This is a genomic window from Candidatus Zymogenus saltonus (genome assembly GCA_016929395.1).
GTDB lineage: Bacteria > Desulfobacterota > Zymogenia > Zymogenales > Zymogenaceae > Zymogenus > Zymogenus saltonus.
In genome coordinates this window covers 125,448-152,324 of the sequence record JAFGIX010000054.1, presented here as the reverse complement: position 1 = coordinate 152,324, position 26,877 = coordinate 125,448, and the positions used below count along the sequence as shown (strand labels likewise).

29 protein-coding genes are annotated in these 26,877 nt (G+C 52.6%); 8 read left to right on the top strand and 21 right to left on the bottom strand.

Annotated features, from left to right (window positions below; translation table 11 throughout):
* Positions 1 to 157 precede the first annotated feature (157 nt).
* The 11 genes from JW984_11065 to JW984_11015 form a co-directional block, all read right to left on the bottom strand.
* Complete coding sequence (locus JW984_11065) at positions 158 to 1,072, bottom strand: hypothetical protein (GenBank protein MBN1573724.1); 915 nt, start codon at positions 1,070 to 1,072, stop codon at positions 158 to 160.
* Entirely contained in the window at positions 1,069 to 1,671 is a 603-nt protein-coding gene (locus JW984_11060; protein ID MBN1573723.1) for a DUF1007 family protein, read from the bottom strand. The genes JW984_11065 and JW984_11060 overlap by 4 nt, the downstream gene beginning before the upstream one ends.
* A gap of 224 nt (positions 1,672 to 1,895) precedes the next feature.
* Positions 1,896 to 2,054, bottom strand: a complete 159-nt coding sequence (locus JW984_11055) for a hypothetical protein (GenBank protein ID MBN1573722.1) — start codon at positions 2,052 to 2,054, stop codon at positions 1,896 to 1,898.
* Between the two features lie 92 nt (positions 2,055 to 2,146).
* Entirely contained in the window at positions 2,147 to 2,938 is a 792-nt protein-coding gene (locus tag JW984_11050) for an enoyl-CoA hydratase/isomerase family protein (GenBank protein MBN1573721.1), read from the bottom strand.
* A gap of 217 nt (positions 2,939 to 3,155) precedes the next feature.
* Entirely contained in the window at positions 3,156 to 3,545 is a 390-nt protein-coding gene (locus JW984_11045) for a VOC family protein (protein ID MBN1573720.1), read from the bottom strand.
* A 38-nt stretch (positions 3,546 to 3,583) separates the two neighbouring features.
* Positions 3,584 to 4,819: an aminotransferase class III-fold pyridoxal phosphate-dependent enzyme gene (locus JW984_11040; GenBank protein MBN1573719.1), complete on the bottom strand. Its 1,236-nt coding sequence runs from the start codon at positions 4,817 to 4,819 to the stop codon at positions 3,584 to 3,586.
* A 146-nt stretch (positions 4,820 to 4,965) separates the two neighbouring features.
* Entirely contained in the window at positions 4,966 to 6,198 is a 1,233-nt protein-coding gene (locus tag JW984_11035; GenBank protein ID MBN1573718.1) for a citrate synthase, read from the bottom strand.
* A gap of 460 nt (positions 6,199 to 6,658) precedes the next feature.
* Positions 6,659 to 7,480, bottom strand: coding sequence for an EFR1 family ferrodoxin (locus JW984_11030; GenBank protein MBN1573717.1), 822 nt, complete (start codon positions 7,478 to 7,480; stop codon positions 6,659 to 6,661).
* Positions 7,481 to 7,624: 144 nt separating this feature from the next.
* The gene (locus JW984_11025) at positions 7,625 to 8,638 is read right to left on the bottom strand and encodes a Gfo/Idh/MocA family oxidoreductase (GenBank protein MBN1573716.1); all 1,014 of its coding nucleotides are present in this window, start codon (positions 8,636 to 8,638) and stop codon (positions 7,625 to 7,627) included.
* Positions 8,639 to 8,651: 13 nt separating this feature from the next.
* On the bottom strand, positions 8,652 to 9,635 hold the full coding sequence (locus tag JW984_11020; protein ID MBN1573715.1) for an NAD-dependent epimerase/dehydratase family protein: 984 nt from the start codon (positions 9,633 to 9,635) through the stop codon (positions 8,652 to 8,654).
* A 45-nt stretch (positions 9,636 to 9,680) separates the two neighbouring features.
* Positions 9,681 to 10,223: a fumarate hydratase C-terminal domain-containing protein gene (locus tag JW984_11015; GenBank protein ID MBN1573714.1), complete on the bottom strand. Its 543-nt coding sequence runs from the start codon at positions 10,221 to 10,223 to the stop codon at positions 9,681 to 9,683.
* A 295-nt stretch (positions 10,224 to 10,518) separates the two neighbouring features.
* On the opposite strand from JW984_11015, the gene JW984_11010 reads away from it, so the two are divergent.
* From JW984_11010 to JW984_10990, 5 genes are all read left to right on the top strand, one after another.
* Positions 10,519 to 11,796 (top strand): acyl-CoA/acyl-ACP dehydrogenase, encoded by a 1,278-nt coding sequence (locus tag JW984_11010; GenBank protein ID MBN1573713.1) that lies wholly within the window; start codon positions 10,519 to 10,521, stop codon positions 11,794 to 11,796.
* 274 nt (positions 11,797 to 12,070) lie between these two features.
* Positions 12,071 to 12,583, top strand: coding sequence for a hypothetical protein (locus JW984_11005; GenBank protein ID MBN1573712.1), 513 nt, complete (start codon positions 12,071 to 12,073; stop codon positions 12,581 to 12,583).
* Positions 12,584 to 12,593: 10 nt separating this feature from the next.
* Positions 12,594 to 13,223: a TetR/AcrR family transcriptional regulator gene (locus JW984_11000; protein ID MBN1573711.1), complete on the top strand. Its 630-nt coding sequence runs from the start codon at positions 12,594 to 12,596 to the stop codon at positions 13,221 to 13,223.
* A 94-nt stretch (positions 13,224 to 13,317) separates the two neighbouring features.
* Complete coding sequence (locus JW984_10995) at positions 13,318 to 13,767, top strand: DUF3795 domain-containing protein (GenBank protein ID MBN1573710.1); 450 nt, start codon at positions 13,318 to 13,320, stop codon at positions 13,765 to 13,767.
* A 179-nt stretch (positions 13,768 to 13,946) separates the two neighbouring features.
* A complete protein-coding gene (locus tag JW984_10990) occupies positions 13,947 to 14,240 on the top strand; it encodes a DUF3467 domain-containing protein (GenBank protein MBN1573709.1) in 294 nt (97 codons plus the stop codon).
* A 301-nt stretch (positions 14,241 to 14,541) separates the two neighbouring features.
* Here JW984_10990 and JW984_10985 read toward each other — a convergent pair whose 3' ends face one another.
* Genes JW984_10985 through JW984_10975 form a run of 3 tightly spaced genes read right to left on the bottom strand, consistent with a single transcriptional unit; the run spans position 14,542 to position 16,469 of the window.
* The gene (locus JW984_10985) at positions 14,542 to 14,778 is read right to left on the bottom strand and encodes a TM0996/MTH895 family glutaredoxin-like protein (protein ID MBN1573708.1); all 237 of its coding nucleotides are present in this window, start codon (positions 14,776 to 14,778) and stop codon (positions 14,542 to 14,544) included.
* A 33-nt stretch (positions 14,779 to 14,811) separates the two neighbouring features.
* Positions 14,812 to 16,122, bottom strand: coding sequence for a permease (locus JW984_10980; GenBank protein ID MBN1573707.1), 1,311 nt, complete (start codon positions 16,120 to 16,122; stop codon positions 14,812 to 14,814).
* Positions 16,123 to 16,178: 56 nt separating this feature from the next.
* Positions 16,179 to 16,469: a winged helix-turn-helix transcriptional regulator gene (locus tag JW984_10975; GenBank protein MBN1573706.1), complete on the bottom strand. Its 291-nt coding sequence runs from the start codon at positions 16,467 to 16,469 to the stop codon at positions 16,179 to 16,181.
* A gap of 305 nt (positions 16,470 to 16,774) precedes the next feature.
* Between JW984_10975 and JW984_10970 the strand changes: the two genes are divergently transcribed.
* The 3 genes from JW984_10970 (at position 16,775) to JW984_10960 (ending at position 20,135) form a co-directional block, all read left to right on the top strand.
* Positions 16,775 to 17,524: a hypothetical protein gene (locus JW984_10970; GenBank protein ID MBN1573705.1), complete on the top strand. Its 750-nt coding sequence runs from the start codon at positions 16,775 to 16,777 to the stop codon at positions 17,522 to 17,524.
* 12 nt (positions 17,525 to 17,536) lie between these two features.
* Positions 17,537 to 18,310, top strand: coding sequence for a hypothetical protein (locus tag JW984_10965; protein MBN1573704.1), 774 nt, complete (start codon positions 17,537 to 17,539; stop codon positions 18,308 to 18,310).
* A 271-nt stretch (positions 18,311 to 18,581) separates the two neighbouring features.
* Positions 18,582 to 20,135: a hypothetical protein gene (locus tag JW984_10960; GenBank protein MBN1573703.1), complete on the top strand. Its 1,554-nt coding sequence runs from the start codon at positions 18,582 to 18,584 to the stop codon at positions 20,133 to 20,135.
* Positions 20,136 to 20,287: 152 nt separating this feature from the next.
* Here the strand turns inward: JW984_10960 and JW984_10955 are convergent, their stop codons facing one another.
* From JW984_10955 to panB, 7 genes are all read right to left on the bottom strand, one after another.
* Complete coding sequence (locus JW984_10955; GenBank protein MBN1573702.1) at positions 20,288 to 21,487, bottom strand: hypothetical protein; 1,200 nt, start codon at positions 21,485 to 21,487, stop codon at positions 20,288 to 20,290.
* A 312-nt stretch (positions 21,488 to 21,799) separates the two neighbouring features.
* A complete protein-coding gene (locus tag JW984_10950; protein MBN1573701.1) occupies positions 21,800 to 21,952 on the bottom strand; it encodes a hypothetical protein in 153 nt (50 codons plus the stop codon).
* A gap of 21 nt (positions 21,953 to 21,973) precedes the next feature.
* The gene (gene crtI / locus JW984_10945) at positions 21,974 to 23,473 is read right to left on the bottom strand and encodes a phytoene desaturase (protein ID MBN1573700.1); all 1,500 of its coding nucleotides are present in this window, start codon (positions 23,471 to 23,473) and stop codon (positions 21,974 to 21,976) included.
* 156 nt (positions 23,474 to 23,629) lie between these two features.
* Positions 23,630 to 24,163 (bottom strand): hypothetical protein, encoded by a 534-nt coding sequence (locus JW984_10940; GenBank protein MBN1573699.1) that lies wholly within the window; start codon positions 24,161 to 24,163, stop codon positions 23,630 to 23,632.
* Positions 24,164 to 24,328: 165 nt separating this feature from the next.
* Complete coding sequence (locus JW984_10935) at positions 24,329 to 24,727, bottom strand: aspartate 1-decarboxylase (GenBank protein MBN1573698.1); 399 nt, start codon at positions 24,725 to 24,727, stop codon at positions 24,329 to 24,331.
* Entirely contained in the window at positions 24,721 to 25,584 is an 864-nt protein-coding gene (locus JW984_10930) for a pantoate--beta-alanine ligase (GenBank protein MBN1573697.1), read from the bottom strand. The genes JW984_10935 and JW984_10930 overlap by 7 nt, the downstream gene beginning before the upstream one ends.
* Positions 25,585 to 25,720: 136 nt before the next feature.
* On the bottom strand, positions 25,721 to 26,524 hold the full coding sequence (panB, locus tag JW984_10925) for a 3-methyl-2-oxobutanoate hydroxymethyltransferase (GenBank protein ID MBN1573696.1): 804 nt from the start codon (positions 26,522 to 26,524) through the stop codon (positions 25,721 to 25,723).
* Between the last annotated feature and the right edge of the window lie 353 nt (positions 26,525 to 26,877).

The window sequence follows — 26,877 nt, the reverse complement described above, 5'->3', positions numbered from 1 at the left end:
TCAAGAAAAAAATGAGGTCGCAGCGATTTTTTTATGAAAAGTTCAATCTAATTGAGAATAAATATTAGAAGATTGATTGGAAGGAAGGCTCGTAAACGCGCAAACCAATAGATACAAATTCGGTCTTGTCGCCGTTATCTCTATTGAAGGCATAATGCTACCGTAGATAATAGAGAAGTAACAGACCGCTGAGTGAAATAAGCAGGATAGATCCCGTAAAGGAGAGAACGCCGTAGACCACCGTGAAAACCTTCGGATTTCTTTGGGTGGAGCGAAAAACGGTTCGCCGAAGAAGTACCGTGGAAACGGCCGTGACGGAAACGGTCAGTCCCATACCAAGCGCTATGAACACCATCGACAAGAGGCCCGTGCCGATAATACCGATGATCATCGTAAAGGTGAGAATAATCGCCGCCCCGGGGCAGGGGATGATCCCTGCGGCAAGCGCTGTGACCAAAATCCCCCCCCTAACAGCCGTGCCTTGAGAATCTCGATCATTTTTGTATTTGCCTTTGACGAGCTCATAGAGTGTCCGCGAGAAGAGGTAAAGCCCAAGCAGTAACAACAGGAGATAGCTTATCTTATGCAGTGTCGGACTCGCCTCTTCGAACGAAGACATGCCGGACTTTTTCAAGACCAGATACACCGTTACAATGATTACGGTGGCCGATGCCACGTGAAAGAAGGCTATCAAATTGGCCATCACGACGCCGTCCCTGACACTACCGGGACGATTCATGAAATACGAAGCGACCACCGTTTTTCCATGTCCCGGCCCCGCCGCATGGATAACGCCGTAGAGAAAGGCCAGAAGTAGAAACAGCCAGAACGATGATCCAAAGGGGCGTTCCCGGATTTCCAGGGCGAAGGTCGACATCCTGGCCCTGAGCTCCTTCTGCCAGATTACGACGAAGCGGGGGACTTTTTGGAGGAAGGTAGGCGGAGAAATTTCCGTTTCGGTGCGCTCGGTCTCGGTATTATCCTTGCCTTGATCCAAGAACGGATTTTGGGCCACCGCGGTTGAGGGGCACAAGAACGAAAGAAGGACAATTATCAAGAATAGGCGCTTCATTTCTTCCGAAAGGTAATCACGACCGAGTCCGGAACAAGAGAGCCGAGGGGTGTTACCACCTCATCGAGCATCTCATATTTTATCTTTACGCTGAAGGCTCCGGGCTTATTTTTCATATCCACCCGGTAGTCGGCGATGGACAGATGGGTATAGATAGTCTCGTCGAACAGCAGTACCTTTACCTTTCTATCTTCCGCCAGCCCTGCCGGCACGGAACAGGGCACGAAGAACTCGTATACAATACAATCGCTCTCGATGGAGACGGTAAAGTCTTTCAACCGATCGATGGAATGCTTACGGCCGTCGATTGTTATGATGTTGAAGTAATTATACTCTTTGGTGTTTTCATAGAATATATCGCGCAGCCTGGATATATCTTCCACGTTCAGCCTGCCGTCTTCATCGGAATCGAAATCGACCAGGAGGTCCTGACTGAACATCTCGTCGAAAACCCACCGCTCTCTTACCCCGGAGAGCCCGCGGTCGTCGAAGACAAACACCAGCTCCGCGTCAATAAAAACATGCGGATGACAAAAAACATCATCCGCCAGGACAAAAAAGGAAAACACCACGAGCAGAGCAAAAGTCGCTTTCTTCATGGTAAACGCGCAGTTTTAATTGATGCAACTCTATTATCGTTTTTTTGTCAAGAAACTGTAGAAAAGAACCTCCGCAGCGAAATGCTGTCTGCTTATCAAAGAGAAATTTAGCATTAAGCGACCTCTTTTGTCAAGGATTCTCTCCTCACTTAATTTAAGGATTTTCACAACAGATCCTTAAGGATATGAGGAGATGATTGCTTTACCCCCGTTTCTATCGAGAGTTAGGCGCTTACGCTCCTTTTCCCCATCTGGTTCTGCTTGTATTTACGGGTGACCCCGGAGCTGACCGTCCTTCCGTTATAGCTCCTGAAAGAGAGGGCGTCAAAGGGGCACTGGACGATGCACGCCGCGCACCTCTCGTAGCTTTCGCTTCCCGTCATCTCGGCCTTTCGCCTCTTCTTGTCAAGGGTGAAGCAGTCCCTGGGGCAGACATCGATGCAGATTCCGGTTCCTATTTCACCTATATCGGCGGCTATTTATTGCTCTTATTGAAGACCGGCCTCTTCTTTTCGACGAAGGCTTTCATCCCTTCGATCCCGTCCGGGTGCTCGCCGCACGTCGCAAGTGCCAACCGCTCCCGCTCTATCTGCGTCTCGAAGGGGGTGTCGAAGGAGTCGGTAATGAGGCGCTTCATCAGCGCGAAGGAGTGAAGGGATATTGACGAGAGCTCCTTTGCCATCGCAACCGCCCCGGTCAGCGCCTCTCCGTCCTCCACGACCTTGGTGGCAAGCCCCCACTCGAGGGCGTCATCGGCCGAGATCGGTCGGTCAAAGGCGATAATCTCCATCGCCCTGGCAAGCCCTACGAGCCTCGGGAGGGTGAAGCTCCCCCCGCCGTCTATGCAGAGCCCGGACGAGGAGTACGCCTGCCTCAACGTGGCGGATCTTTCCATGACTCGAAAGTCGCAGGCCAGCGCCAGGGAAAATCCGCCCCCCGCCGCGATACCGTTTACGGCGGCGATCACCGGCTTTCCCATTCGCCTGATCTCGAGGACTGCCCTGTGAAAAAAGGATGCCAGGGCGTGGAAGCCGGCGCCAGCCCCGCCCTTGAAATCGAGGATAGCCTTCAGGTCGCCGCCGGCGCAAAACGCCTTCCCGACGCCTGTTATCACGACGCCCCTAACTTCTTTATCTTTTGCTGTCGCGACAAGGGCTTCTGAGAAATCGCTTATAAGCCCGTGGTCGAAGGCGTTGAAGGCCTCCGGGCGGTCGATCGATATCACCTCGACCTCCCCATCCCTCTCCACTTTTACCTTACCGGACATTTAACGCCTCCCGATCTTTAAGATCCACCCAACATCATAATCTTACCGGCCATCCAATACCCCGCGGTCTTTACCCCCCAACGGTACGACCTTGCCGATCATATAAAACACTCCTCCCCTATCCCCCCCCACAGCATTGACAGGCCACGGCCTATTTCCCCTCAAACGACATCGGCCTTAAGACATCAAACTTAAAAAAACGGGAGCGGTTTTTCGGCTATTCGAAGAAGTCGATGAGCTGAATCCTGACCCCGTCCGGGTCTTCTATGAAGGCGATCTTCCTGTCTTCGCGAAGCTGAATCGGCTCCATGATGAACTTCACCCCGTCCTTTTTCAGTCTCTCGGCCAGTGAGTCTATATCCTTCACGATAAAGGCGATGTGGTAGAGGCCGTACTGGGTGTTTACGTCTATCATCTTGTCGTTGGGAGCCGCCTGCTCTATCTCGATTCGGGTGGTTTCGTCACCGACAAACGTATATATACTGTTTAGGACTTCAACCTCCTCGAGGACCTCAAATCCGAGTATGCGGGTGTAGAAGTCCACCGACTTCTTGATGTCCTTCGACTTTATCCCCACGTGATCGAAACGCAAATGCATCTCCTCCATCTCCCCCCTTTTTTTCTCTTAAATATTTCGCGCGTCCCTTACTTGCCCGAATTTTTTACTATGTCAAAGGCAACTTCGGCTACTTTCACACTCTTTTCGATGTCGGCCTCGGTGTGCGCGGAGGACAAAAACCAGTTGTGGTGGGGATGGAAGAAGACGCCCCGCTTCGCCGCCTCCCCGCAGAAGAGGCGGTTTTTCTCGAACACCGGGTCGTCGGCAAAGGTCATAAACAGCATTGCGTCGTGCCCCGTGATCTTTATCGTCTGTCCCGACTTTTCGGCGGCCGACTTGAGGCCTTCCTTCAACATTCCGCCCAGCTTCGCCACCGTCTCTATCGTTCCCTCTTCCTCAATGATGTCGATGGTCGCCAGGGCCGCCGCCATCGGCACCGCCGAGAAGAAGTGCGTCCCGGAGAAATAAACCCCCTCCGCCGCCTCCTTGACCGCACTGGTCCCCAAGGCGGTTGAGATCGGGTGGCCGTTGGCGATCGCCTTTCCCATGGTGACGAGGTCCGGCTTTACGCCGAAGTAGACGTGGGAGCCGTTTATATGGAGCCTGAAGTTGCACCTTATGTCGTCTATTATCAAAAGGGAGCCGTTCTTGTCGCAGAGGTCCCTGACCCCCTTCAGGAATTTTTCGTCCGGCAACACCTGGTCCGCCATGGCGGGATGGTGATATGGGGTGAGCATCACCGCGGCGACGTCGCCGGGGAACTCCTCGAATTTGGCGGTCAGACCCTTGAGGTCGTTGTAGTCGAAGTGCTCGACAAAGGCCTGGTACTCCGGCGGTATCCCCGCCGGGTTGTGGGAGTTCCAGAAGTGGGCGCCGTGGTACGCCCCGTTGGCCGTCAAGACCACCCTCTTTTTCGTGTGGTTTCTCGCCACGGCGATGGAATATGAGGTAGCGTCCGACCCGTTTTTCCCGAAGACCGTCCAGTCCATTCCGGAGATCAGCCCAACTAGCCTCTTGGCCAGCTCGTTCCACCTGTTGGAGGGGAGGGTGAAGCAGTTTCCCATCTCCGCCTGTTTATTCGCCGCCGCCTCCACCCCCTTGTGATTTATCCCCAGTATATTTGTGCCGAAGGAGCACATGTAGTCGATGTATTCGTTCCCGTCGACATCCCAGATGTGGGCGCCCTCCCCGCGCTGAAGGAAGCAGGGATATGAGCCGTAGGTCAAAAACATCGGGCTCCTGGGGCCGTAGATTCCGTTCGGGACGTATTTCTTCGCCTCTTCCAGCATCTCGTACGATTTCTTGAATGTGTAGGTTTTCATTTTCCAACTCGATAAAATGTTTAAGATTACAGTTTCAACTCCCACCTGCGGTGGTCAATTCCAAAACAACGCCCGGTTTAGATATTAAACAAAACGCCAAACAAAGCGCGGTCAACCCAATTAATCACAAAACGAAGCCGCTTATCCTACCTGTTGTCGATGGGGATATAGGGCCTGTTGAGATCGCCGATATATTCTTGTGTCGGGCGGTAAATCCTGTTGACTTCCACCTGCTCGTTCCAGTGGGCGGCCCAGCCCACCACCCTCGAGATGGCAAAAACGGGCGTAAAGAGGTCTACGGGAATCCCAAGTATCTCCATGACGACTGCGGAGTAGAAGTCCACGTTCGGATAGATATTTTTATGGGACAGCTTCTTTTCCACCTCTTTTTCCATGGCCAGGGCTATCTCGTACAGCTGTTTGAACTCCTCCCCTCCAATCCTCTTTACAAGCTCGGGGACGTACGACTTCAGTATCGGCGCCCTGGGGTCCATCGTTTTATATACCCTGTGACCCATCCCCATGATCTTCTTTTTGGCGTCGGTCATTTCGTCGACGAACTTCTCGACGTTATCCGGGCTTCCGATGGAATAGAGCATCCTCAGGGCGCGCTCGTTGGCGCCTCCGTGGAGCGATCCGGAGAGCGCCCCCACGGCGCCGGACACCGCCGAGTATACGCTTGCGTTTGTGGAGCCGATCACCCTTGCCGTGAAGGTCGAGGCGTTAAGCGTGTGCTCCGCCATCAGGATAAAGCATTTATCGAGGACCTTTCCCGCATATGGATCGGGGGGTACGCCGTTCAGCATAAAGAGAAAGTTCTCGGCGTGGGTGAACCTCGCCACCGGCGGAAAGGGGTCCTCGCCGTTTCTGCACCTCTCGAATGCCGCTATGATCGTGGGCACCTTGGCGATCAGGGAAACCGCCCGCTTCAGGTTGTGGTGCGGTGAGGAAACGTCGTCCGCATAGAAGTCCTCTCCCTGAAGGAGCGTAATGGCGGACTGTAATGCCAGCATCGGGTGCATCCCCACCGGGAACCGCTTTATAGCCTCATGTACCGAGAGGGGAAGATTTCGCTGTTTTCCCATAAGGGTGGTAAACTGCTTGAGCTCCCTGTCGTTCGGGAGATGATTATATAAAAGCAAGAAGGCCGTCTCCTCAAAGGAGCTCATCTCCGCAAGCTCTTCAATCGAGATTCCCCGGTATAACAGCTTCCCCTTTTCGCCGTCTATGTAACAGATCGAGGAGCGGGTGGCCACGACGTCTTCCAGCCCGGGGGCGTAGCTCTTCTTTACCGTATCAACAGGGGATTTCTCCTTCGAGTCCTCAACACTCTCTTCAATCACTTTTTCTTCAACCTTTGTATCATCTTTTTTTGTCATACTTCCCCCACATTTATTAGATAAAATAAAAAACCACAGTTGATAAGAAAACGGTTTTTTAAGATATAAATTTACTCTGAAAAGCTACTTAAAATACCAAAAATATGGTATTTTGTCAAATTTTCCCACAAAAGTGCGAAATTTTTTTATGTCGAGTCTTTTAATCCGGGCCTTCGTTGATGAAGAAGGGAGTAAGCAGGTTTGAATGTCGTCAGGAAGTCTTCGAAATCCGAGTGATCGAGGGCGAGATAAAAAGAGGGGGAATTTTCCAAATCCCTCGTATTTTTTAACGGGACTTTTTACCCCCCAACTTGTGGAGAACGGCATCAGAATATGCGTCCCGGAAGACAATGGGAAGATGTCAACTAATGCCGTTGGATTGAAATAAAGAGATGAAATAGAATATTTATCAAGGCCCTCTGTCATAAGAAGATTCGGTACTGACGGGAAATCTTTCCCTTCACAAGTATATTTTGCTCTCTTTATTCCTGATCGTCTCCTCCGTCTCATTTTCCATTTGAAGCTTTATTGGCCATATATGGCTGAGATCGTTTATCTTCAGGGCCCCGTCGGGACAGACATCGACGCACCTGAGACATGCAATGCATTTACCGGCCTCGGCCTCTCCAATCTCGGCGATCATTGCGTTTGTCGGGCACAGCTCTTCGCATTTCATGCACATGCTGCATTCTTCGCCCCCCCTCGTCGGGAGCTGGGTCACCGCCCTGAACCTGACTCCTTCAATCTCGTCGAGATATTCCTCGGTATGATTCGTCTTTTCCATCTCACCCAAGACGTCGTTGTCTTCGCCGGTAAACCTTTTGTAGGTTTCTTCGGCAAATTTCTCCGCCACGGCGAAGTCGGACTTGTCGGGCCGGTCAGGCAGGGCCTTCCACCCTCCGAGATTGAAGGTGTGCTTACCCAGAAACTCCGCCGATGAGACCTGGACGAAGTTTTTCTTTTTCAAGATCTGCTGCGTCGAATAGTGGGTGGGGTGTACCGTGAATCCACCGTACGTGAAGAAGGTCGAGCACTTCTTCCCCCCGCCGTCCAAGATCATCAGCCACTCCCTGACGACCCTCGGGGCACGGTTGGAGTGGATCGGCGCCCCGAAGATCACCGCGTCATACGGTCCAAGATCGAGTCCACTTGCCCTGCTGCCGCGGGGGGTTATGTCCAGCTCCTCCACCCCGGCGCCGAGGCTCTCTAATCTCTTCCTTATAACCTCAGCGATCCTGGCGGTGTTTTCGGTGGCGGAAAAGAAGGGTATCAGTATTTTCATAAAAAACTCCTCTGTCAGATTGAGAATAGAGACAGTATCCAAGGTCTGCAGGTCAGATCCGCCGCACTTATGTCCTTGCTTTTTCTGCAAAGGGCCGATGGGACATGATGGCTCCCCTAAAGATTTAAAGTCGGGATTCCTCGGTTATTTTATAGCGATTACCTGACCGTTTTTAACCATCGACTCGTTGCCGGCGGTAAGCACCCTGACCACATCCAAACCCTCCTTCGGACCGGAGAGGGGCGGGAGATCTCCATTGACATACTTGACAAAATATTCCATCTCCGCAATGAGCGGCTCGACGGGAGGCACGAGGGGTATCATTATCTCGCCGTGGCGGATCGATATGCTCTCGATAAGGTCGGCCGATCCCTTCACCTCGGCCCCCTTGTTGTAAATCTTTACCTTTTCGTTGGCCTCCATGTCGTCAAAGACCACCATCTTTTTCGAGCCGACGACCACGACCTTCCCCTCCTTGTGGGGATCGAGCCACGAGACATGGACCTGGGCCATCCTGCCGCCGGGAAAGAAGAGGGTCATAAAGGCAACATCCTGAACACCCTTTGTCAAGTAGGAGCTACCATGAACCGAGACGGCCTCCGGCATCTCCCCCATAAGGTAGAGGACCACCGATATATCGTGGGGCGCGAGGGACCAGAGGACGTTCTCGTTCTGCCTGACCACGCCGAGGTTCAGCCTCTTGGAGTAGATATAGTAGACATCGCCTATATCGCCCTTTCTTACAAGATCTTTGACGATATTGGTCGCCGGGTGGTATATGAGGAGGTGCCCCACCATAAGGGGGGGGCCTTTATCCGCCGTGGAAAGCTCGTAGAGCCTCCGGGCGTCTTCGAGGCTTACCGCCATCGGTTTCTCCACGAAGACCGCCCTCCCCGATTCGAGAAAGGACTTCGCTATCTCCGCGTGGGTGGGAGAGGGCGTGGCTATTACGACGGCGTCGATCGAGCCGTCCCTCTCGATATCCTTTAGGTCGCCCGTAAAGGATATGCTCGGGTACTGGGCCGATAGAGATTTTATCTTCTTCTGATTTATGTCGCATACGGAGACGAGGCTTGCCCCTTCAACCCTTGTGAGCGCCCTCAAGACATTTGAGCCCCATCCTCCAGCTCCGATAAGCGATACTCTTAAATCCGTCATCTTTTATCCTATATTACCAGTAGTGTTTTTTGTTCTTCCTGTAGTACTCCACGGTTCTCGTCAGCCCCTCTTTAAGACCCACGGTCGGCTCCCATCCCAGGATGTTTCTGATCCTGGTGATGTCAGAGTAGAAATTCCCCGGCTCCAGCACCGCCCTCTCCGGCGTGGGGGGGACAAGTTTGATCTCCGTTCCGGTTATCCCGCAAATCGTCTCGGCCATCTCCCGGATGGTCTGAGGATTGTCGACTCCCACGTTCAAGACCTCGCCGGCGGCCTTCGGGGAGGCCGCGGCCATCAGGATCGCCTCTATGCAGTCGTCCACGTAGAGGAAGTCTCTGATCATCTCCCCTGTGTCGAAGACGGTGATGGGCTTTCCGTCAAGGGCGAGGCGGACAAACCAGTTCACCACGCCGAAGCGGGAGTGCTTCATCTGCCCCCGGGGGCCGTAGGTGTTCGTTATCCTGAGCATGACCCCTGCTATATTATGGGTGTCGTTGTAGAGCTTGACGATCTTTTCCGCGGTGAGGTTAGACAGCTCGTACATCCCCTTAGGATTCGTCGGCGCCTCCTCGTTCACCGGAAGGGAGGCGGCCGGCCCGTATTCCCCCCGGGTGCCGGAAAAAACCACCTTCGCCTTTGGGTTGTGCCTCCTTATAGCCTCCATTACGACGGCTGTTCCCTTGATGTTTATGTCGATGTCGGGAAACGGATCGGTGAGGCTCATCACGTGGCAGACCTGCCCGGCCAGGTGAAAAATATAGTCGTTCTCCGGGACAAGGTAATTCATGACGTTTCTGTCCCTGATGTCGGAGAAATTCACCCTTACCCTTTCCCTTATCGGCTCGATGTTGAACAGGTTTCCGCCGTAGTCTGTGAGCATGGCGTCCGTCAGGGTCACGTCGGCGCCGAGCTCCACCAACCTTATTGCAAGGTTGCTCCCGATGAAGCCCAACCCCCCGGTGATGAGGGCCTTTTTCCCCTTAAATGAATCTTTCATAGAGGCTGTTTTCTCGCTTTAAACCATGAGCAGTTCATATCGGGACTATATCGCATATCTTTCCCTGCCGATTGTAAAAATATCGCCTCCGTGACAGTCGATCGCAACGACCGCCGGGAAATCGATAAACTCAAACTCGAAAAGGGCCTCCGGGCCGAGCTCCCCGTAGGCGATCACCTTGGCCGACTGTATATGACGGGACAAAAGCGCGCCAACACCCCCCGTAGCGGCGAAGTAGACTCCACCCTTCTCCACGATCGCCCTTTTTACCTCGTCTCCCCTCTCACCCTTTCCTATGGTCCCCCTGAGCCCCAGGGAGTAGAGCCCCGGCGCGTATTTGTCCATCCTCGCCGCGGTTGTAGGACCCGCGGAGCCTATTGCCATCCCCTCGGGCGCCGGTGTTGGGCCGACGTAATAGATGATACCCCCTTCAACCGGAAAGGGGAGCGGATCGCCGGCATCGATCAAATCGACCAATCTCTTGTGGGCGGCGTCCCGGGCGCCGTAGACCACACCGGAGATAAGGACAGAATCCCCCGCCTTAAGCGCCCTTACGTCTTCATCGCCGAGGGGCGTCACGAGACTTATCGCCCCTCTACCCCCCTTACCTTTTACCAAGATCGACACCCTCTAAATATAGTCCCAGTTTTCAACGAAGATTGAAGATACCACAGTTTTACGGTGAAAGCAATCGTTTTAGAAGACCCGCCGTTGTTTACTCCCTTTTTTATTCGAGGCGCAAAAAATGACGATTTGTCCCTTTTTACTTGACAGAATAAACGCTGTTTAATAAAATTAACATTGTTCACGGTTGGTTCTATTCTCAAGGCTCAAAAATAGCTGAATTAAATATATAGAGGATCTTTTTAAGGAGGGATGTAAGATGTATGATTTCATTCTGACAAAAGAGGAAAAGGCCTTCAGGGACGAGGTGCGGGAGTTCACGAGGGAAGAGGTCACCCCCGACTTTCTGAGGTCGATGGACAAAGACAAGATAAGCTACCCGAGGGAGTTCGTGGAAAACCTTGCAAAGCACAACCTCATCGGAACGCGCTTTCCGAAGGAGTGGGGGGGAAGGGGGATGAGCTGGGTCGGCGAGATCGCCGCCCTGGAGGAGGTGGGGTGTCTCGGGATCGCCCTGGGGTGCGCCTTCTCGATGCCCTCCATCGTGGGGGAGGCGCTCGACAAGTTCGGCACCGATGAGCAGAAGGAGAAGTACCTGAAGCCGATGCTCGAAGGGAAACTGGTCTCCGCAGAGGCGCTGACCGAGCCGAGGGGCGGCTCCGACTTTTTCGGCGCCACCACGAAGGCGGTCCTCGAGGGGGATCACTTCATACTGAACGGCCAGAAGCGCTTCGTGGTGGGGGCGGTGGAGGCGGACTTCTTCCTCGTCTACTGCAGGACGAACTTCGACCCGGACGCCCACAAGTACAGCAGAATCAGCCTCTTGATCGTGGACAAGGGGCCGGGGGTGGAGACGGAATACCAGTACGGGCTTATGGGATGCAGGGGGGGCGGCACCGGGCGTCTCGTCTTCAGGGACGTAAAGGTTCCAAAAGAAAACCTGGTCGGGGAGCTTCACGGTGGAGCCTTATGCTTCAACCAGATGATGATCCCGGAGAGAATGACGTCGGCCGCGGGATGCCTCGCCGTATGGGCGAGCCTCGATATCGCCCTGAGATACACCAACAAGCGCGCCGCCTTCGGCAGGCTCATCAGGAAGTTCCAGGCGGTCAACTTCTTGATAGCGGAGTCCGTAACCCAGCTCGACGCGGCAAGGGGGATCTGCTACCTGGCGGGGCGGGCCATCGACAACGACTACCCGAACGTCAGGAGGATTGTCAGCGAGGCGAAGAAGTTCGCAACGAAAGCCGGCTGGGACATCGTCAACAACGCCATGCAGGTCATGGGGGGGATAGGCTACACCGATGTATACCCGATCGAGAGGGCGCTCAGGGACTTCCGCCTCTGCATGATCTGGACGGGGACGTCGGAGATCATGAGCCTCCTCATCCAGCACGAGTATTACGACGAGATACTGAACCAGCCCTACAACAGGAGGGAGATGGAGCGGGACGCCATGAACCCGGACGTCGCGGAGCGCTGCTTCACCGACGAGGACATGTGGGAAGTTCACGAGGGGGGAAAGGCGGCGGACTAAGGGGCCACCGCCAACTTGTCATCGGTTGTTGGCTGTTGGTTGTTTTCTATTGGATATTGGCCGTTTTCTATTAAATATTGGCTTTCGTGGAAGCCCGAAAACCGACATCGACCGGATAAGGGGGGTGTGCCGTTAGCCATCCCCGCCCGGGCCGAATGGGGGAAGTGCCTGAAACCGCTCTCCGCCGGGAGTCCGTATAAGTGGCAGGGGGGTGGAGGAGGGGATCGCGCAAGAGATAGCCGGCATATAAAGGACTATGCGAGGGAAAAACGATATGGAACTGAAAAAACTGGAAGGGGAGGAGCTGAGGGACATCCTCATTAGGAACTGGATGACCCACGACGCCCTCTGGTACGGGGAGGCGGCGGCCAAGCTCGGGATGGCGGAGGCAAGCCCCATGAACCTCAGGGTATGCAGGACGCTGGGGAAAATCGAGTTCAAACGCTACATGAAGGCGGCCGGCGCCAAGCCCCCGACGAACATGGTGGAGCTCGAGGAGATTTACAGGGAGGGTATGAAGATATTCGTTCCGCCCTTCATGAATTTCACCTTCACGTTTAACGACGACGGCACTGTCGTGGCTGAGGTGTTCGACTGCTTCGCCTTCAACGGAATGACGAAGGCGGGGGTAATAGGGGAGTACGAGTGCGGTATCTTCGAGCGGATCGAGGGGTGGTTCGACGCGATGGATCTGAAATACACCCGCACCCCCGACCTCTCCCGATGCCTCAAGCACAAGGGAGAGAAGTGCGTGGTCAACTTAAATTTTAACTTTTCAAAAGAGTGAGGAGACCTAAATGCGGCCGACGCCCTACGACGAGCTGAAGGAGCAGGAGCGGGAGGTGAGGCGGGAGATGATCCTCTCGGCGGCGCTCAAGCTCTTCGCCGAGAAGGACTACAAGAGCGTCACGGTGAGGGAGATCGCCAAGGAGGCGGGGATGAGCCCCGGCACGATATATCGGTACTACCAGAACATCGACGACCTCTTTATGGATGTCTTTGTCGCCAGCGTAAAGGAGATAAAGGAGATCATCGATAGCGAGTGCTTGACGGATAAGGGGTGCTCCCTGAGGAGGCTCTGCAAGGTATACATTAATTATCTCAACGACAACTTCTCCTTCTACCTGATGATGGGCCACTTCATGCTGGCGGGAAAGCTCTCCTTCGAGGCGACCGGGAGGCTGAACCCGATAATGAGGGATTTGATTGACATGATCGAGAAGGTAGTGATCGCCATCTCACCCGATGGAAAACCGAAGAACAGCCGTACCATCTCCCACGCCCTCTTCGCGGCGCTCAACGGAAACATGATCAGCTACGCCAGGTACCCGGGGAGGACACAGGAGGAGATACGGGGCTACATCCTGAAGCTCACCGACGTCGTGGCGGGGCTGTTTGAAGAGAGCGTCATGGGCGGCAGTAAATAGCTTGATTTAAATGAAATATAGGGCGTCTCCGAGCGTCTAAGACTTTAGATATTTTGGATGGATAATTTTTGATATTTTTTTGAAAGGAGATAAAATGTCTGTGAATAAAAACCTGCTTGCCCCGTGCGGCCTTTACTGCGGCGTCTGCGCCATCTACATCGCCCACAGGGACAACAACCAGAAGTTCAAGGAGATACTCACCGGGGTCTACGGCGTGCCGGTGGAGGAGATCCGGTGCGAGGGTTGTCTCTCCCCCGAGCCCTTTGTCTACTGCAGGAGCTGCCCCATCAAGGACTGCACGAGGGAGAGGAAATACGATGGGTGCCACCAGTGCGACGAGTTCCCCTGCCAGCATATCGACAACTTTCCCATCCCGGTGGGGAAGAAGGTGATCTTAAGGGCCGTCCCCCAATGGCGGGAGATGGGAACCGAGGCCTGGGTCAATGCGGAGGAGGAGCGCTATAACTGCCCCGAGTGCGGATACGCGCTGTTTCGCGGGGCGAAGAAGTGCAGGGAGTGCAAGACGGAGGTGGATCTGGATTAGGCCGACCCTCGGGCTCAAATGAGCCAGTTTAAAAGTTTCGTCTCCTCTTAAAGGGGGGCGGGGAAAAACCGCCCCCTTTTTTTGATTTGATTTTTCGATGGCCGTGGACTATTATTCAGTGGAGTCTTGTAAGAATCGAATTGGATTAAAAGGTCAACGGATAAAAGGAGTAAAATGCGATGGCAACCGAAACAAAGTTTGTCAGGAAGTTCGATGAAGAGGGCGTCAATATCTACTACTCGAACCTGCTGAATATCAGCACCTCCCCCTTCGACGTCACGATAGCCTTCGGGAAGGCCTTTATAAATCCCGCCGAGACCATGTCCGGCAACACCGAGGTTATCCAAAAGTTCGAGGTCATGGTCCAGATGAGCCCGGAGCACGCGAGATCGCTTCTCATGCTTCTAAAAGAACAGATGGACAAGTACACGGCCAGGGCCAGCCAGGACTACACGAAGGAGAGCAAACACTGATGGCCCTTTGATCTCCTCCCGTAAGGTTTTTCTCAATCCTTGTCATCCTGCCTTAGGAAGGTAGGCTTCCCCTCGGAAAACCGAGGAAGTGCAAAGCGAAGTTGATTCCATCAATACAGAAGCGGCTCCTTTTGCGAAATCCTGTTTGCCGACATTGGATTAAATCACGTTTCCGAATTAGGATAAGAAACCTCATTAATGAATATAAGCAGTGACTCCTCAGGACCGGCATATCATTGATATGAATCCCTCCATTTACCCCTCAATTTAAAAGAAAGCGGACGGAACTAGCCAACCACCTTCACCCCCCGATCATCGCCTCGATCTCGTCGGCCGTCGGCATCCTCCCCGCGACCTTGACGGCGCCGTCGACGGCCAAGGCCGGGGTGGTCATCACGCCGAAGTCAGTTATTTTCTTTAAGTCCGTCACCTTTTCCATCTCGTATTCAATCCCGAGCCTTTTCGCCGCGGCCTCGGTCATCTCGTAAAGCGTCTCGCACCTTGCGCAGCCCCCGCCCAGAATCTGAAGCTTTTTCATATCATATTCCTCAAGTTATTTTCATAAACTTATTTAAAAGAGTGTGCCGTAAATCATCCCTGCCGCCGTGGACATGACGATTACCAATATAATATATATAAGCGTCTTTGCCGTTCCCATCACGCTCCTGATGACGAGCATGTTCGGCAGAGACACCGCAGGCCCTGAGAGCAGGAGCGCAAGGGCCGGCCCCTTCCCCATCCCCGCCCCCATCAGGCCCTGGAGGATCGGAACCTCGGTTAACGTCGCAAAGTACATAAAGGCGCCCGATACGGCCGCAAAGAGGTTCGCGCCGAGGGAGTTTCCCCCTACAGCCGAGGCAATCCACGAAGACGGTATCAGCCCCTCGCTCCCCGGCCTCCCCAGGAGCGCGCCGGCGATCATCACACCGGCGAAGAGAAGGGGGAGAATCTGCTTCGTGAAGTCCCATGTGGATGAAAACCACCCCCTCGCCTCGGCGTCGCCCGTTCCGGTTATCGCCGAGAGTCCGACAATCCCAACGCTGAAGGAGATTATCGGAAGGTCGGGAAGGGCGAACGCAAAAACGACGACCGCCACGGCCGCGATCGCCACCTTCCACCAGGAAGCCCCGAACCACAAAACGAGGACGACAGAGAGGGCAACGGAAAAGGCTCCCGTGATTGCCCACTTGTTAAAAAAGATAAAACCCCATACGCCCGTGGGCTCCTCCGGCCTCCCCCAGTTGGCGAAGACGAGAATCCCGATCATGGCAAGGAAGAAGAGCCCGTTCTTGTAAAGAGGCCTCGTTACCTCCGGCTCCGGCATCGCCGCCTGGACCTTCACCTTTTCCGCCTCCTCCCTTCTGTATATGAAATGCATGACGAGGCCGATAATGACGCTGAAGAGGATCGCCCCCACCCCCCTCGCTATCCCGATCTCGAGACCCAGGACCCTCATCGTAAGGACGATGGCAAGGATGTTTATCGCCGGGCCGGAGTAAAGGAAGGTCGTCGCCGGCCCCAGCCCTGCCCCCACCCTCGAAATCCCTGCGAAGAGGGGGAGTATCGTGCAGGAGCAGACCGCCAGGAAGGAGCCGGAGACCGCCGCCACGCCGTATGAGACGACCTTCTTTGCGCCGGCGCCGAGATATTTCATCACTGCGTTCTGGCTGAGAAAGACGGTCACCGCCCCGGCGATGAAGAGGGCCGGAAGGAGGCACATGACTACGTGCTCCCTGGCGTAGAGCTTGGTCAGATACAACGCCTCCATGACGGCACTGTCGAAGCGGGCGTTTCCCAGCGGGAGAAAATGAAAGGCGAAAAAGACCGCCAGCATTAATAAGAGTATCTTCCCCTCGATTTTGTATTTTTCATTCGGTCCCATATTGTCTTTGATTCCTTTTATAAAGGTTTTTCATTGAGGTTTCGCTGTTCATGTGATCACTCGCTCCCACCGGAGACGAGTCTCAGGCGGGCTTCCGCCTCTTTCTTTATTACCCTGTCCACGCAGCCGAAGAAGTCGAGGGCGCAGGGAATGGCTATACTGTAATAGACCTTGAGACCCTCCTTTTCGTCCCTGACTATCCCGGCACCCTTGAGAACGGCGAGGTGCTTCGAGACGGTTGATATGTCCGCCCCGATCATCTCGGTCAGCTCGCATACGCACCTCCTTCCGCCGGAGAGCTCGTCAAGGATGAAGAGCCGCGTGGGGTGGGCGATCGCCTTGAGCATCGAGGCCCTGATCTCGAGCCTGGCGAACCTCTCTCTCGATTTTTCGTCCACGTTTATCCCCCCCTTTTGGACTTTTTGCCTTGCTTTTTCCTTCTATTTTACTATTTGGCATTATAGCCAAATAGTTCATAAAAGTCAAGGTTTTTTATCTCCCTCAAAAGTTATTTAGCGGCCCGAGTGAAATATTAAAATACTTTAATTTTATTCTTGACAATCCCTTTTACTATTGTAGAATACTGATAAAATTTGAGGGTGATGTATTCATTTTTACACTCATCTTAAAAACAAAATATTAGGAGGTTTATATGAAAAAAGTATTAGTAGCAGCTGTATCTATCATCTTTGTTGCGACGGCCCTTTCCGCCTTTGCGGCGGATACCACGTTCGAGGGCCAGTACCGGGTGAGGGCCTGGAGCGAGTACAACTTCGACAAGAAGCTCGAGGACACAACCCGCCTTCCCGGGCACGAAAACGCCCAGTACGACGGCTGGTTCGACCAGAGGTTCCGCCTCACAATTACCCATACAAGGAGCGAGTTCTTGAAGGCGGTTATAAGGTTTGACCTCGTAGAGGACACCTGGGGACAGCAGAGAAACCTGTTCATTAACAACAGCGGCACGGATTTCATCAATCTGGCCTATATCGAGTTCACGCTTCCCAGTATCGGCACGTTTACCGTGGGTAAGTTCAACGAGACCTACGGCTACGGCCTCGTGTTCAGCGACGAGGGTGATGGCACCATAGGCCTCACCGGCGCCCGCTGGGCGAACGCCTGGGGACCCGTCGCCGTTTCTGTCATGTACGCGAAAATGGCTGACAGGGTGACAACCGGCACCGGAAACATCTGGTACAACTGGGACGCCAATCTCTGGGCAATGAACGTCAAGATCACCCCAGTCGAGAATCATGTAATCGAGCTCTTCGGCGGATACGTTCGGGACAATGACGCCACCGCGGGAAGCGGTCTTGGCGGCATTATCAATAACAATTATCTAAATATATTTTCCGCCGATTACAGCGCGAATGTTGGCTTTGCCGGTATTGCCTACACCTGAAACATCGCCGACATGATCGATATTGCGATCGAGAACAGCTACGTTTTCGGTCACGCCACGCGCCACTACGGCCCCGGACTCTCAAATCCATCCCCTCCCGGTTCTCCTTTTATGGGGTCTCCGAGCATTCAGATTCAAGGTTACAACATATACGCGGATGTCTCCTATTACAACGACCTTTTAAGGGTCGGCGTGGCATTTATCATGGGGAGTGGCCAGCACCACTTCTGGAATGATCCCCCAACTTTCCCAAACCTTTATTCCTTACAAAATATCAATGTCAATTACATCAGCCAGGACGATTTCGCCTTCAATAATATTCTTGTTGGCACAGGCGGCGGCACAAACTCCATCTACCCATATCCAGTAAGCCTCTTCGGCGGGATGAGCATCGAGAACATCACTGCGGTAAAGCTCTACTTCGAGATCTGCCCGATCGAGAAGCTGACGCTTAACGCATCGATAACCTGGGCCAAGTGGACGGAAGATGTGGGTTGGAATCTTACCGGTACCAGAACGAACATAGTTCAGGCAAAGGGCTCGGCATATACCCATCCCGCAGCTAGATACGGTAACTATTTCTATAACTCCTGGGACGTCAGCGACGACCTGGGTTGGGAGCTCGACTTCGGCTTCTCCTACGAGATAATGGAGGGGCTGACCTACTCCCTTGACGTGGGCGTCCTCTTTACGGGAGACTCCTTCGACTACGAGAAGGCGGACGGCACCCGGGGCGACTGGGGCGAGATTTGGTCTATCTCCAACCAGTTGCTGTACGAGTTCTAAAGAATCCCTATCTAGAGACCAAGAAAAACCCCGGCCGTTATTATACGGTCGGGGTTTTTAGTAACAAAATACTAACTCACTAATCCTCTCCGAATAAAGGGCTTCTTTAAAAATCCCATTGAAAATTAAATCTTTTTAATTATTCCTTGACAATCCTTTCCATTATTGATATTCTTCCCTTTTAAATCCTGCCCGTCTTGATAGCCTTTGTATATTTTGTATATCAAATCCACCTAAATGTGTTCATCTAAATATATATAAGGAGTTCCAAATGAGAAGATTTCTGATTCTGTTGCTCGCTGTCATGTTCATCGCAACGGCCTTTACGGCCCTTGCCGCCGAGACCACATTCAGTGGCATCTATTATATAAGGGCCTGGAGCGAGTACAACTTCGACAAGAAGCTCGAAGATTCGACCGCCCTTCCATCACACGAAAATCCCCAGTACGACGGTTGGGTTGACCAGAGGTTCAGGCTCACCATCACTCACAAAAGGAGCGAGTACTTAAAGGCGGTTATAAGGATCGACCTTGTGGAGGATACCTGGGGACAGCAAAGAAACCTGAGAATCAACAACTCCACGGTCGGCGCTTCCTCACCCTGGGCATACCTCGAGTTCACTTTTCCCAAGCTCGGAACGTTTACCGCAGGGAAATTCCCACAGACTTACGGCTACGGCCTCGCATTCAGCGATAACGGTGCGGGAACCACAACGCTCAACGGACTCACCGGCGTTCGCTGGGCAAATGCCTGGGGACCCGTTGCCGCATCGCTCCTTTATGCCAAGATTGCGGACAGGGTAACCAGGGGATCGAACAACAGCTGGTACAACTGGGACGCCGATCTGTATGCCATGAACCTGAAGGTTGCTCCTGCAAAAAATCATCTAATAGAGCTTTTCGGCGGATACATGCAGGACAATGACGCCAACGGCGCCGGCAACCTCGGCGGTGTTTTGAGAAACTCTTATGCATGGTCAACGCTTAGATGGCTCGGGGTCGGCGGCGATTATTGCGCCGACATCGGGTTTGCGGGTCTTGCATACACCGGTAAAATTGGAGACATGTTCGACATAAAGTTTGAGAACAGTTATGTATTGGGCCATGCCACACGGCACTACGGTCCCGGGCTTTTTGTCCCGGTTGCCGGCGCAAACATGGCGCCGCCGAGCATCCACGTCAACGGATGGAACATCTACACCGACCTCTCCTACTACAACGACCTCTTGAGGGTCGGCATGGTCTTTCTCATGAGCAGCGGTCAGCATCACCTCTGGGTTGACCCAGTCAATGGCCCAAACTACTCTTCCTACGACAACATCAACATGAACTACATCAGCCAGGCACAATTTGAATTTAACAAGATACTGGTCGCCAAAGGTGGAGGCATAAATTCGATCTACAGAAATTCGCTCTTCGGCCAGTGGAGCACAGAAAACCTTACTGCGGCAAAGCTCTACTTCGAGATATGCCCGGTGGAGAAGCTGACGCTTAACGCCTCGGTCACCTGGGCAAAGTGGACGGAGGACGTTGGACAGAACTTTGCGGGCACCAGGGCGGCCCTGGTTTCTTCCAAGGGCGCAGGATATCCCCACCCGGCGGTAAGATACGGCAACTATATGTACCAGTCGTGGGATGCCAGCGACGACCTGGGGTGGGAGGTTGACTTCGGATTCTCATACGAGATTATGGAGGGGCTGACCTACAAATTTTGCGCGGGAGTCCTCTTTACGGGCGATTCCTGGGATTACGAGAAGGCGGACGGCACCAGGGGCGGCTGGGGCGAGATATGGTCCATCACCAATGTGCTCCTGTATGAGTTCTAAAGAATCTCGATTGAGAGTAAAAATCCCCGGTGGGAGACCGCCGGGGGTTTTTAATATAATCTTATAATCATCTAAAAGAAAGACCTATCGGGACTTGAAAATCTGATTTTTTCGAGACTAATATTTCAAGGAGTTCCAAATACTGAAACCAATCAAATGTTCTCTACCTTAACGAGATGTTCTTCTGATATTTGATCCTTAATCCACCTCCAAATACCCCTTAACTTTGTTACCACCCACAGCTGATGGACATCTTTTTGGATCCCTATTAATTCTGCGACATTTTCCTCGTGATTTCTGTACATGGGGCGCAGATGAAAGAGCAAAGTGTGTGAATTGCTTATCGAATCGAATATCACAACGCTCGGATACAACAGACCCTTTGCAATTTTCAGGTTATCCGGCCGCTCATCTATAAAGATGCTTCTTTCCTTAAAAACCAAGAACGGTTTGTATAAAAACACAAGCTTATCTCCTTCTTTAATAAACCTTCCATAGCTTCTGTTTTTCACGGATTCAATATTTTTAGAGCTGAATACACGAATATGTTTTTCCCCTCTGACATCGAATCTTTTCCACTTCATGGTGATATTATCTTTGAAAATGACTATGCCAAACACGGAAAGCCTAAAAGACCAGCCAGCCAACTTGATGCACAACAAAACAATTATCATTGAGATTATAAATCCCAAAAATACACTTAGAATAGATAATACGGTGAAGAAAAAGAGTAGAAGCAGCCTGACTATTTTAAGAAGAAGGCCCGCAAAGGGAATGGGCGACAGAAACGATAAGGTCTCAACGACACCGCTCGTGAGCCAAACCACGAAAAAGATTACAGCGCAGAAAAGCACTATCAGAATTACAGCGACTATACTTATTATATTAGATACACCATCACCCACCCCCCCCGCTAAACCACCCGACGTTGCCGCGTATGCCGTAGCGATCCCAAAATTATCAAGGATTGAAGAGACGTATTTACTCAAAGGGGCGTTCAAGCTGTCCACTATCGATGGGACCCTTGAGGAAAAAGCGAGAACGGCGAAAACCTTATGCTCGACCAATTCGAATCCGTCCAAGAACTTCTTCAATGGAGGCAGTGCTTCACCAATGGTGTCTTTCAAAGCGATTATCAACAATATTAAAGCAGCAGGGATCAGAAACCAGAGTGAGTTGTACCAGCTCAAAGGTTCCGATTTTGTCTTGGCCTTATAGAATTCAAATCCCCCGACACATACCATGCCTAAAAGAGGATTGATAGCTATTCCAACCATTGTCGATATCTCCGATGCGATCATTTCACTCCTTTTGACAAAAGAGTCTATTTTATGGGCCTTCTCTTTGACCACATCTAAACTGCTTGATGCATCATTGGCAATGGCATAAGTAGATAATAAGATAAAAAGTACTAGCAAATATACAATTTTACTGTTCCTTAATTTTATCATGCTTCCACAATCCCCAAAAAAGGCTACTGCTTTAAAATCCTCTATTTAGAAATTTTTTTATGGACTTCCAAACCTTGTTTCACGCCGCTTTGCCAACGATGTTATTGGTATGCCATTGACCCAACTCAATAAAAACAATTCATAAAAACCAGCCCTGCCGTTATGGGCAGATAAAGTCAATGCTTTTTATATTAGGGATGAGAAACTCCACCCTCAAACAAAATACCTCGGCAGCATGTAATGGGCCGATTTCATCTGAGCTTTCAGGAAGCGCTTCTTCGATGGACTCATCACAATGTAGAATATCGTGCAGAGAAGAAGCATCCCGATAATAACACCACAGATAATTAGAAGTATGGTTTTCATCTTGACATCCGTGCTTAAACTTTAACCCTCATATTTACCAATAAGGTCTTCCGCTATCATCCCAGAGGCGATGACCGACGGCAGTCCGCCTCCTGGGTGCGTGGAGGCCCCGACGAGATACAGCCCCTTTATGCCCTTCGATTTAGACGCGGGCCTGTAAACGGTAGTGTTGGAGACATCCTGCTGAAACATGTAGATGCTCCCCTCCGGGGCGAGGAGGTCTTTTTCGTAGTCCTCCGGCGTGATCATCTTCGCCACCTTCACGTGATTTTTGAGCTCCGGGACGTATCTTTCAGACATATAATCTATGTATTCATCTATCAGGGACTGTTTTACATCCCTCCAGCTCCTGTCCCTAAGTCGGTTCGGTCCGGTCAGCGTCATGACGAGGATGTGATTCCCCTTAGGAGCAAGCCCCCTGTCCGAGAAGGTGGTCCAGCTGATGAGGCCGAACTGCTCCTTGGGCAGCTCATTCTTCTTGATGACGTTCCAGTAATTGCTGTTCAACTCTTCCACGGGCAGCGTGCAGAGGGTGTGGTGGGAATCGAGGGGCGGCTCGTAGTCTACCCCGAGGAGGAGGAGGGGGGCCGCGACGGACGGCTCCATGCTCTTGATGCCGGTCCGCGCCATAAAGCCCAAATGCTCCTCCCCGATGAGATCGAGGTATAGAGCTTTTGCGTTGATGTTGGATATTACGAGGTCGGTTGTGATTTCCGCCCCGTCGCCGAGGACCACTCCGACGGCCCTTTTGTCTTTCACGATGACCTTTTTGACCAACGTGTCTGTTCTCACCTCCATACCGAACCCCTTGCCGATACGGGCCAGCGCCTCGGGAAGGGCGATCATCCCCCCCTTGCTGTAGTAGAAGCCCTTGTGCTCCGCCCAGGGGAGCATGGTCATGTGTCCGGGGCAGAGCTCCGGGGGGAGCCCCATGAAGCTCGCCTGAAACGAGAGGGATTCCTGGATCCTCGGGTCTTTGAAGTAGGAGGACATCACCTGCTGATAGCTCTTGACGAAAAGAGGGATATACCCTAATAACGACGGGGTCTTGATTAACATCCTCGCCATATCGGAATACGTGTTGGCGGGGGAGAGAAAGAACCCCTTAAGGGCCGTGCTAAGAAAGCCCTCCATATATTCTGCGTATCTGTACCACCCCTCGACGTCGCCCGGGGCGATCTTTTTTATCTCCTCGGCATACTCGTCCTTGGACACGGGGTATCTTATCTTTGTCCCGTCCTTCAGCGCAATGGTGTATATCGGATCCAGGGGGATAAGCTCCACTTCGTTTTCGAGGGACGTCCCCAGGCGCTGAAAGCAGAGGTCTATTATCTCAGGGATCATGATGATGGAAGCCCCCGCATCGAACCTGAAGCCGTCCGACTCAAGGGTGGAGCAGTAGCCTCCTATTCGGGGGCTCTGATCGACGACGAGGGTCTTCCTTCCCCCCTTGGATAAAAGTGCGCCGGCGGAGAGTCCCCCCAGCCCGGCCCCGATGACTATCGCGTCGTAATCAGCCATAAATGTATCTCCACATAGAATCGCTGTCGAAAAAGAATAAGCTTCAAGTCCAAGTTTTTCCTGAGATCGAGAAGGTCTTTCTCTGGTATGTAATAGGACATAATAGTACGACTAATAGGACGATGGACACCGATCGAGATTCCAAATCCAGCCTCGCTATTTCTCAACGCTTATGGAAACCTCGAAGGCCCCGGTATTGTCGGAAAAGCAATCCTCACAGTCGTTGTAGCCGAGATAGAGCCTCCCTTCTTTAGGTGCGGAGAGGATAAGCTCCTTCCCAACGGAGAAGGGATCGCCCGAATAGTCGCTCTTCTCTTCAGCCGCTTCTATCCTGCTTACGAGGGCCTTTAATCCCTTCCCGGCAAAGCCGTCCGCTATCACATCGTCCGGATTACGGTAGGGGGGACAGCCGGTCCTTCCGTCGCAGGGGGGGTCGGTCTTGCTGGCGGAGGCGACGATGGTTATCTTGTCCCCCTTTTTCACGTCGATTCCGGTATCGAACCAGCGGGTTGCGGTGTTCACCACAAAGGCGTAGGCTCCATCTCCACCCATTCCGACCGCGGCCCCGCCCTTGATAATCCCCTCCTTTGCCCCCCTGGTGTTCAACACACCCTCTTCCGCCGCAAGGAGCGAGGCTGAAATGATTACTAAGGCAAGAAATAATAACGCGGCAAGGCTTCTTCTATTCATCGATCCCCCCTCCCCCCGATGGGGAAAAAACACTATTTTTGCTGTCGACCTTTTTTAGACGTAACGGTGCTTCAGCGTAAGATTACCATAACAGCTGATAATATGCTATTCAAAATAGATCGAGTATCGGTTGTGTTTCCGATTCAATGAGATCCCGAGCACCTATTACGTAACGGCCTTGACCTTCTCAATGTAGTTACGGCCCTGGATAAGCTCCCTGACGACCCTGTTGTTTTCGTCCACCAATATGTGCTTCGGGACGAAATCCATAGCCTCCTCCGTCTCCATCACGGAGTAGCCGGCGATGATGACCAGGTCGCCGGGGCTTATGTGCCTCGCCGCGGCCCCGTTGATGCCGATCACGCCCGAATCCGCCTCCCCCTCTATTACGTAGGTCTGGAGCCTGTTCCCGTTCGTGATGTCGTAAATCCACACCTCTTCGTACTGAAGGATATCGGCGGCCTTCATGAGGGTTAAGTCTATCGTTATACTCCCCTCGTATTCCAGATCCGCTTCCGTTACGATTGCCCGGTGGATCTTCGATTTACAGATCGATCTTAACATTTCTCAAACTCCTCTCCCAGAACTGTGTTGTCGATGAGTCGAGTGCTTCCGATATATACGGCAATGGCGAGCAGCGCCCTGTCCCATACCACTCCAACGAGGTCCTCTATAGTCTCCGGGTTGACAAGCTTGACGTAATCTATGGTGGCGATGTCTTCGGTCATAATGATGCCGATGGCCCTGTCGGTTAAGGCCCCGATTCTCCTCTCGCCGTTGTCGAAGAGCTCCCTTACCGCCAAGATCGCCTTATAGAGGCACAGCGCGGACTTTCTCTCTTTAGGCTTCAGGTACTCGTTTCTGGAGCTCATGGCAAGGCCGTCCGGCTCACGGACTATGGGCATTCCGATAATACCCACGTCCATGTTGAGGTCCTTGACCATTCGTTCTATGACCTTGAGCTGCTGGTAGTCCTTTCTCCCGAAGATTGCGATGTGGGGGAGGACACAATTAAAGAGCTTTGCGACCACTGTTGCAACGCCCCTGAAGTGCACAGGTCGGGGCGTGCCGCAGAGATTTTTTGAAACCCCATCTACCGTAACAAACGTCTGGTATCCCTCGGGATAGACCTCCTCGACCTGGGGGTGAAATATAACATCCACCCCAACTTCCTGCATCATCTCCCTGTCTCGATCAAAATCCCTGGGATACTTATCCAGGTCTTCGTTCGGGCCGAACTGCGTCGGATTCACAAACACGGACACCACGAGGACGTCGCCCCGTCTTCTTCCCTCCCTCATCAGGGAGAGGTGACCCTCATGGAGATATCCCATGGTGGGCACAAGGGCAATGACCTTTCCCTCCACCCGCAGATCCTGAGAATAGGCCTGCATATCCTTTATCTTTTCGATTATCTCCATTATCAACTCCCATCTAAATTTTGCGTCAGCGATTTCAAATTAGTATATTTTTTACACAAAGTCAATACTCAAAATCGACCGACGAAGCAACCCGGCCCGAAAACCTTCCCAACACCCTCTTCAATCGACATTCCTGTTATGAATAAATATGTTCATTGGTCGGGAACTGCTTCGCATGTACCTCGTCGACGAATTCCCTGACCGCCTTTTCCGCCATTTCCTTGAGATTGGCGTATTCCTTTACGAACTTCGGCCTCTTGCCGAAGGAGAGCCCCAGGATGTCGTGCATTACAAGCACCTGACCGTCGCAGTCGACCCCCGCCCCGATGCCGATCGTTGGGATACTCACCGATTCGGTTATCTCTTTTGCGAGGGTCGACGGTATCGCCTCGAGGACTACGGAGAACGCCCCCGCCTCCTCGACCGCCTTTGCATCCATGAGGAGTTTCTTTCTGCTGACATCGTCTTTACCCTGGACCTTGTAACCCCCCATCCTGTGCACGGACTGGGGAGTAAGCCCGATGTGCGCCATAACGGGGATGTCCATGTTCGTTATGGCGGCTATTTTGTCTTTCACGTTCTCCCCCCCCTCGAGCTTGACCGCCTCCGCGTGTCCCTCCTTCAGAAAGCGCCCGGCGTTCAGCAGCGTCTCCTTGATGGAGGTGTGGTAGCTCATAAAGGGCATATCGCCCACGACCAGGGCCTCCGGCTTCGCCCGGGAGACCGCACCGGTCAGAAACAGCATATCGTCCATGGTGATGGGAAGCGTGGATTCCATCCCGCAGACGACGTTTGCGGCGCTGTCGCCCACGAGAATTACATCCACCCCCGCATCCGAAAATATCTTGGAAAAACAGAAGTCGTACGCCGTAATCATGGTGATCTTCTCACCCTCGTCCTTCATCTTCTTCAGGTCCAGAATTGTAACTTTCCTCGTCATCTCAATTCCTCCTTTTCCATAGAATCGGCTAAAAGTCCCAAAATAAAAAACCCCCCGTGCCATTGGACACGGGGGGTTGATGAAATAACTTGATTTCCTTAATTTACGCCCTTAATAGCGGCAGGCCGATACCTTTTATCTCGGATTTTTTTCTTGATTTGAGCCCGGAAGATAATTGCCTGAAGTCCCTGTATTGAAATCTCTCTTATAAAACCGCCCTTTGTCTCACCTCAAATGTCTGAATCGAACGATCTCTTCGCTGTCGAATTACAAGGGTTATTCGGCATCAGTGCTTCTCTCGTCCCCGCTCCCCTGTATCTGAGTATCTCTCCCAAACATCCTTTCCCACGCAT

Coding starts and splice junctions, on each gene's coding strand:
- JW984_11065 (MBN1573724.1), bottom strand. CDS start 1,072: ATGAAGCGCCTATTCTTGATAATTGTCCTTCTTTCGTTCTTGTGCCCC.
- JW984_11060 (MBN1573723.1), bottom strand. CDS start 1,671: ATGAAGAAAGCGACTTTTGCTCTGCTCGTGGTGTTTTCCTTTTTTGTC.
- JW984_11055 (MBN1573722.1), bottom strand. CDS start 2,054: ATGACGGGAAGCGAAAGCTACGAGAGGTGCGCGGCGTGCATCGTCCAG.
- JW984_11050 (MBN1573721.1), bottom strand. CDS start 2,938: ATGTCCGGTAAGGTAAAAGTGGAGAGGGATGGGGAGGTCGAGGTGATA.
- JW984_11045 (MBN1573720.1), bottom strand. CDS start 3,545: ATGGAGGAGATGCATTTGCGTTTCGATCACGTGGGGATAAAGTCGAAG.
- JW984_11040 (MBN1573719.1), bottom strand. CDS start 4,819: ATGAAAACCTACACATTCAAGAAATCGTACGAGATGCTGGAAGAGGCG.
- JW984_11035 (MBN1573718.1), bottom strand. CDS start 6,198: ATGACAAAAAAAGATGATACAAAGGTTGAAGAAAAAGTGATTGAAGAG.
- JW984_11030 (MBN1573717.1), bottom strand. CDS start 7,480: ATGAAAATACTGATACCCTTCTTTTCCGCCACCGAAAACACCGCCAGG.
- JW984_11025 (MBN1573716.1), bottom strand. CDS start 8,638: ATGACGGATTTAAGAGTATCGCTTATCGGAGCTGGAGGATGGGGCTCA.
- JW984_11020 (MBN1573715.1), bottom strand. CDS start 9,635: ATGAAAGATTCATTTAAGGGGAAAAAGGCCCTCATCACCGGGGGGTTG.
- JW984_11010 (MBN1573713.1), top strand. CDS start 10,519: ATGTATGATTTCATTCTGACAAAAGAGGAAAAGGCCTTCAGGGACGAG.
- JW984_11005 (MBN1573712.1), top strand. CDS start 12,071: ATGGAACTGAAAAAACTGGAAGGGGAGGAGCTGAGGGACATCCTCATT.
- JW984_11000 (MBN1573711.1), top strand. CDS start 12,594: ATGCGGCCGACGCCCTACGACGAGCTGAAGGAGCAGGAGCGGGAGGTG.
- JW984_10995 (MBN1573710.1), top strand. CDS start 13,318: ATGTCTGTGAATAAAAACCTGCTTGCCCCGTGCGGCCTTTACTGCGGC.
- JW984_10990 (MBN1573709.1), top strand. CDS start 13,947: ATGGCAACCGAAACAAAGTTTGTCAGGAAGTTCGATGAAGAGGGCGTC.
- JW984_10985 (MBN1573708.1), bottom strand. CDS start 14,778: ATGAAAAAGCTTCAGATTCTGGGCGGGGGCTGCGCAAGGTGCGAGACG.
- JW984_10980 (MBN1573707.1), bottom strand. CDS start 16,122: ATGGGACCGAATGAAAAATACAAAATCGAGGGGAAGATACTCTTATTA.
- JW984_10975 (MBN1573706.1), bottom strand. CDS start 16,469: ATGCTCAAGGCGATCGCCCACCCCACGCGGCTCTTCATCCTTGACGAG.
- JW984_10970 (MBN1573705.1), top strand. CDS start 16,775: ATGAAAAAAGTATTAGTAGCAGCTGTATCTATCATCTTTGTTGCGACG.
- JW984_10965 (MBN1573704.1), top strand. CDS start 17,537: ATGATCGATATTGCGATCGAGAACAGCTACGTTTTCGGTCACGCCACG.
- JW984_10960 (MBN1573703.1), top strand. CDS start 18,582: ATGAGAAGATTTCTGATTCTGTTGCTCGCTGTCATGTTCATCGCAACG.
- JW984_10950 (MBN1573701.1), bottom strand. CDS start 21,952: ATGAAAACCATACTTCTAATTATCTGTGGTGTTATTATCGGGATGCTT.
- crtI (MBN1573700.1), bottom strand. CDS start 23,473: ATGGCTGATTACGACGCGATAGTCATCGGGGCCGGGCTGGGGGGACTC.
- JW984_10940 (MBN1573699.1), bottom strand. CDS start 24,163: ATGAATAGAAGAAGCCTTGCCGCGTTATTATTTCTTGCCTTAGTAATC.
- JW984_10935 (MBN1573698.1), bottom strand. CDS start 24,727: ATGTTAAGATCGATCTGTAAATCGAAGATCCACCGGGCAATCGTAACG.
- JW984_10930 (MBN1573697.1), bottom strand. CDS start 25,584: ATGGAGATAATCGAAAAGATAAAGGATATGCAGGCCTATTCTCAGGAT.
- panB (MBN1573696.1), bottom strand. CDS start 26,524: ATGACGAGGAAAGTTACAATTCTGGACCTGAAGAAGATGAAGGACGAG.